Source organism: Paenibacillus peoriae KCTC 3763, assembly GCF_000236805.1.
GTDB lineage: Bacteria > Bacillota > Bacilli > Paenibacillales > Paenibacillaceae > Paenibacillus > Paenibacillus peoriae.
Map to the genome: position 1 here is coordinate 1 of NZ_AGFX01000004.1, position 5,160 is coordinate 5,160.

Consider the following 5,160-nt stretch of genomic DNA (forward strand, 5'->3'; position numbering starts at 1 on the left):
ATTTAGCTAAAACGTCTAGCAGGTACTTAAAGCCATATGAATATCTCCCCCTATTTAAGTAATATTTAGCTACTTCATATTCAAAAAGCGTTGTTTGTTCTGGTACCACTTGATAAGTGTACATATCAGCAGATGCTTGCTGTCGGGTAATAGAATCTATCTCCGTTTCAAACCGTTGAAGTATATAATCCACATCCACCTGATGCTGGTTAGCTGCTATTAAAACATTCAAAAGTTGCACAACCCGATCTTCTTCTGTTGTATCTGATGATGTACTAATATATTCAACATAATCATGTATCATGCTTACATCTCCAGATAAAAGCTTGTTCACAATAACGTTAGCTTGCGCCCAATGTTGAAACAACTTGACCCAATGTTGGGTGTTCTCATCTGTCTCTTTGACCCAATCTAAATTAACGTATTCATACGTATATTGTAATGCCTGTCCATAATCTTCACGTGATTCACATACACCTGCACACAATAGATCAGCATAGGTGATATATACAAACATTGGGCGGCTCAGTTTCTTAATAACCTCATTGCGTTCTCTACTTTTTTGTTGATGCTTCATTGAATATTGGAATTTTGCTTTCGCCTTCATTTTTTTAGCCATTTCATCGACCTTGTCCCATATGCGCAAAGACCTGTACACATTCGCCAAATCCTTTAACGCATCAAGTTGTTCTATTTCATCTAGGCGTTCCACAAAAACTTCAAATATCGTAGCTGCCCTGAGATTTCGGTTTTGGTCGTCTCCAACCTGAATCGTGAACATTCGATACTGGCAAAGAGCCAGACGTTCGGAATGCTGATATTTCTCAACTTCTGCTACGTTCTCATAGAGCAGCAGAGCCGCATCATATCGTCCCTGTGCGAATAGGGTTTCCGCAATATCAAATAGTTTGGGTGAATAGAGTAGATTGTCCATAATATGTCCAACCATTCGACGGATCGCATCTAGCTTGTCCAGTTCCGCACAACCATACAACAACGGTTCAATTCGTCTCATGTTGGGGGGAAGGTCAATAATGTAGTTTTCTATGTATAAGTCGTATAAGTGACCTTCTGGTAAACCCATAGCCGAAGTGATTCGATCAAGCTGCTGCACGGCAACAGGACGATGCTGAGTAATCCAATTACTAAGCGTTCTTTGATGAACACCTGAATATTCCGCAAATTGAGCCAACGTCATGTTATTTTGTTTTAGATAATCTTCAAACTCTGCCAAAATCGTAGGTGTATGCTTCATGTCATATCCACCTTTCATCATAAACTTGTCATATAATGCATAGTTAAATAAATTATGTAATTGAGAAATAAGTAGTAGAATATCTTTGTTTTATTGTTCATAATCTTACCATTTTTCGGAATAAAGTCATATACTTTTCAGATATTTACTTAAGATACCTTTTTGGATAGTTTCCGATGATTTCATGGTTAAAGGTATCGTTTGATTGGCAGTATATTTTTTATTCAAGTCTTTTTCCTAACGCTCTTGCCAGTTGATTATTTGTCTAGTGAGGCATATTGTTGACCTTCTATACACCTCTTTCTAACTCGCTACATAGGCTAAAGTAAAGAACCATTTAGGAGGCTTATTATGATGTATCGCTGTCCCTCATGTGGTAATTGGCGCTCTGATCATACAATCATCGACGAATGGAATACTGTCATAGCTCCACCTGCACCTGAGCTAAAAGCAGTCTATATTGACCCTAGAAGTACTGCACTCCTTATCTTAGATATGGAGAATTCTATATGTAATAATCATCGCTGTATTGCGTCCATCTCTAAGATTAACAATTTATTGACTAAAGCACGTGAGGTGGGAATGTTAATTGTCTATAGTCTTACGCATGCAGGGAATGTTTCTGATATTAACTATCAATTAAGTCCTTCCCCTAGAGACCCAATAGTGAAATCAAACGTAGATAAATTCTACAAAACTGATTTAGAGAATATTTTACAACATAATAATATTAAAAATGTTATCGTAACTGGTTACTCAGCCAATGGAGCAGTTCTTCACACGGCAACAGCTGCTGCATTCCGTGGATATAATGTTGTCGTTCCTGTAGACGGCTTCTCTGCTGCTAATGCTTATGCCGAACAGTACACAGCGTGGCATATGCTTAATAGTCCTGGAACACGAAACCGAGCTGTTCTAACGAAGACTGATTTCATAGCACTTTCCAGTAGACTTCACAACCATTGAAATACTTCTTTTATTTTATCTTCTCTTATTTATGTTTCCGGTATTTTTCAGATCGCACCATCGGTTGAGATAATAATCTAACTCCCTCCAAAAATCAGATCCCCCCACAATTTCAACACCATAGGTTGAGTTTTGAAACTCCATGATTTATTCCCCCTCATTTCTATGTACACAATATGAGAAATACTTTTTATTCACTAGTATATTTATTTATTTTTATTTTCAACTTATCCTCAAGTTCATCTGTTAATCTAGAAATAGAACGAAGTGAATCTATAAAATCATTATCTAATTTATCTGCAATCATCTCTTCTGCTCTTTTCTTTACCATATCCTCGAATTGTTCACCAACATGTTTTAGACTGTTGAAACAGAAGCCAAAAATAGTCTACTAAAAGAAATCATTGAGAAGGTTATATATATTAAGAATTACATCGGGGATGTTCCGCAAGTAGAATTCTTATTTAAGTAGGTGTATTTTGGGGATATGACACCAATGACAAGTTGACATAAGCCACACTACGAATACCCAACAGATAAGAAAATAGGTTTATTTTCTCGTCTCGCTGTGTCAAAAGCTTCCTCACTCCATACGTACCAGTTCACTGGGTTATGAGCATGTTGGAGTAAATAAGGAGATTTCTCAGCGATTAATCTATTGGGCTTGCTGTTCGTTGTCATGGGGCATCACCTCTTTTGGGTTGAATTTAGGGAAAAATATACTTAATGTTAGTTTACCCAAATTGGTGGATGGAAATCGCAGGGGATGGAAATAATTTCACAAGAAACACGGTATCCCATAAAGTGCGGCATTGTATATGACATTTGAAGCGTGTTGCCTATAGCCGTCCAATTTGTGCCGTCAAGACTGTAGTAGAAATATGCTTAATCTATCTGATTTGTAAAATCACAGATAACCTTAAGATATACTCTGTTCTGGGTAGAAGCTAATTCCTTACCATTGTTTTCTAATCTTTAGTTCAACTTATATAGCAAAAATTTATGCATCAAAATAAGCCATCGAGATATATCTGTACCGGTACAGATGTACTTTTCTTATATTGTAGCACACAATACATATGTCTAAATGAGTGGCGAGGGGCATGATTATATGAAAAGCGGCTGTCGAACAGGCGTACAATGCGGATGTGGAAAAGCCGGTTGAGAAAGAAGTTATTACAGACGTGTTATATGTGGAACAGAGCGGCATCAACTCGATTGATCTTTCCGAAATTAACTCGCCTGACGGATTCAAACCGTAAATTCCAGATTTCAAAAAGGAGGCTTTATTTAAAAATGAAAAAAACGATTGTTTTGCCTGGTTATGTTGACGATATGCCATTTTCGTTAGGTTATGAAGTGAAGCATGGAGCAACAACCTTATACCTCTCGGGTGCTACGGCCTATCCTCTGTATTACAGTCACCCCTCTTTTGGTTGGGTTCCAACGTCCGAGAGAAGCGATACGGGTATGTCTCTGCCGAGCTCGATTAAAGAACAGACGCAAATTGTTCTTGAAAATATCAAAATTGTCGTGGAAGCCGCCGGAGGTACGATCAACGATATTGTTAAGACAACCATTTTTAATAAGCGTATGGATCTGCAAAATGAAGTAAACGAAGTCTATAACGCCTTTTTCAATGGACATAGACCGGCTCGTTCTCACATCGGAGTGTCTGAACTTGTCAGTCCGGATCTTTTAATCGAAATCGAAGCGATCGCCGTCTTGGAAAAAGAAGGAAAGCGGTTCGAACCGTAAAAGACGAAACGGTCGAAAAACAAGTCGTAACGGATGTCGTGTTCGTGGATCCAAATTCAATCGGCAGCGTGGATTTTTCAGATATCAGTGCACCGGAAGGATTTAAATCTTAAATGCCGTTATTATGTACTTGACCCACATCAAAGATCATCAAGGGATTACGACGGCGGACTTGGAAGCCTGTTAAGCGGAAATCCTGCCTGGAGATATCATTCTTCTCAATACCGGTTGGAGCGATAAAACATGGGGACAATTTCCACGGTACTTTGTAGATTCGCCGTTTCTGACGTTGGATGCGGGAAGATGGCTGGTATAAAAGAAACCGAGAGCGATAGGGTGCGATTTTTTCGAGGAGTATGCAGTAAGGTTTAAAGATTTTACCTCAGAAGAATTCATCGTGCATGAGCCGCAAAGGCAATTGCTACGATAATGCGTGCATAGAATCATTGAAAAATTCAAGACACACGAGCAAGTTAGTACAAAAAAGCGGTAACATAATAAAGTGTGCCCACACTGGGAAACACTTTATTATGTTATCGCTTAATTTAAAAAGATTTAATAGAGTGATAGGGTTAATGTGTCTACACCATTCTTGGAATAAAGAATCGGGAAATTTACGCACCAATCGCTTGCTATGTAGCAGCTTTTTAGTGTGTAACGTTGAACATACTGACATCCAGGAGAGTGTGAGAAGTGAAAAAATGGCTTAAAAGATTATGGAAGACGGTTGTTATCGGGTTCGTGGCTATTCTTGTTTTTCTGGGAGCAGGCGCGATATATGAACAGGTGAGCGTCCGGAAGGATTTGAAATCGTATACCCCTAGCGGCAAGCTGTACGATGTGGATGGAAAAAGAATGCATTTATATGCCGGGGGTCAAGGGGATGTAACGGTTGTATTCGCTTCCGGGTGGGGCACGGCCAATCCGTATGTGGATTTTTCTCCGCTGTACGAGAAGCTCGCACCACATGTTAAATTCGCAGTTTACGACCGGTTCGGCTATGGGTACAGTGATACGACGGACAAGAAGCGTGACATCGATACAATAACGAACGAAATACACAAAGTGCTGCAAGCATCCGGCCAAAAGCCGCCTTACCTGTTTGTGGGACATTCGCTAGGGTCCCTTGAAACGCTCCGGTTTGCACAGAAATACCTTAAAATCATTGTCTGCCTTCCGGT

At 39.4% G+C, this 5,160-nt stretch carries 8 protein-coding genes; 4 read left to right on the forward strand and 4 right to left on the reverse strand.

The window, feature by feature from the left end; genetic code table 11:
* Positions 1–1,255 (reverse strand): helix-turn-helix domain-containing protein (locus KQI_RS0100980; RefSeq protein ID WP_010344799.1); only part of this gene is annotated, 1,255 nt, incomplete at its 3' end.
* A gap of 351 nt (positions 1,256–1,606) precedes the next feature.
* Between KQI_RS0100980 and KQI_RS0100985 the strand changes: the two genes are divergently transcribed.
* On the forward strand, positions 1,607–2,221 hold the full coding sequence (locus KQI_RS0100985) for a cysteine hydrolase family protein (RefSeq protein WP_029389972.1): 615 nt from the start codon (positions 1,607–1,609) through the stop codon (positions 2,219–2,221).
* A 15-nt stretch (positions 2,222–2,236) separates the two neighbouring features.
* Here the strand turns inward: KQI_RS0100985 and KQI_RS29485 are convergent, their stop codons facing one another.
* From KQI_RS29485 to KQI_RS27540, 3 genes are all read right to left on the reverse strand, one after another.
* Positions 2,237–2,365 (reverse strand): hypothetical protein, encoded by a 129-nt coding sequence (locus tag KQI_RS29485; RefSeq protein WP_277813508.1) that lies wholly within the window; start codon positions 2,363–2,365, stop codon positions 2,237–2,239.
* A 46-nt stretch (positions 2,366–2,411) separates the two neighbouring features.
* Positions 2,412–2,552, reverse strand: coding sequence for a hypothetical protein (locus KQI_RS28675; protein ID WP_169314535.1), 141 nt, complete (start codon positions 2,550–2,552; stop codon positions 2,412–2,414).
* Between the two features lie 188 nt (positions 2,553–2,740).
* Positions 2,741–2,902: a DUF255 domain-containing protein gene (locus KQI_RS27540; protein ID WP_010344801.1), complete on the reverse strand. Its 162-nt coding sequence runs from the start codon at positions 2,900–2,902 to the stop codon at positions 2,741–2,743.
* Positions 2,903–3,517: 615 nt separating this feature from the next.
* Here KQI_RS27540 and KQI_RS0101000 point away from each other — a divergent pair.
* The 3 genes from KQI_RS0101000 to KQI_RS0101005 all read left to right on the forward strand — a co-directional run.
* Positions 3,518–3,979 (forward strand): RidA family protein, encoded by a 462-nt coding sequence (locus KQI_RS0101000; RefSeq protein WP_010344802.1) that lies wholly within the window; start codon positions 3,518–3,520, stop codon positions 3,977–3,979.
* A 196-nt stretch (positions 3,980–4,175) separates the two neighbouring features.
* Positions 4,176–4,295, forward strand: coding sequence for a cyclase family protein (locus KQI_RS29710; RefSeq protein WP_422120967.1), 120 nt, complete (start codon positions 4,176–4,178; stop codon positions 4,293–4,295).
* Between the two features lie 377 nt (positions 4,296–4,672).
* On the forward strand, positions 4,673–5,160 hold a 488-nt coding region (locus tag KQI_RS0101005), incomplete at its 3' end, for an alpha/beta fold hydrolase (RefSeq protein ID WP_010344803.1).

Excerpts from the sequence above, each read along its gene's own strand:
- KQI_RS0100985 (WP_029389972.1), top strand. The coding sequence starts at position 1,607 with ATGATGTATCGCTGTCCCTCATGTGGTAATTGGCGCTCTGATCATACA.
- KQI_RS29485 (WP_277813508.1), bottom strand. The coding sequence starts at position 2,365 with ATGGAGTTTCAAAACTCAACCTATGGTGTTGAAATTGTGGGGGGATCT.
- KQI_RS28675 (WP_169314535.1), bottom strand. The coding sequence starts at position 2,552 with ATGGTAAAGAAAAGAGCAGAAGAGATGATTGCAGATAAATTAGATAAT.
- KQI_RS27540 (WP_010344801.1), bottom strand. The coding sequence starts at position 2,902 with ATGACAACGAACAGCAAGCCCAATAGATTAATCGCTGAGAAATCTCCT.
- KQI_RS0101000 (WP_010344802.1), top strand. The coding sequence starts at position 3,518 with ATGAAAAAAACGATTGTTTTGCCTGGTTATGTTGACGATATGCCATTT.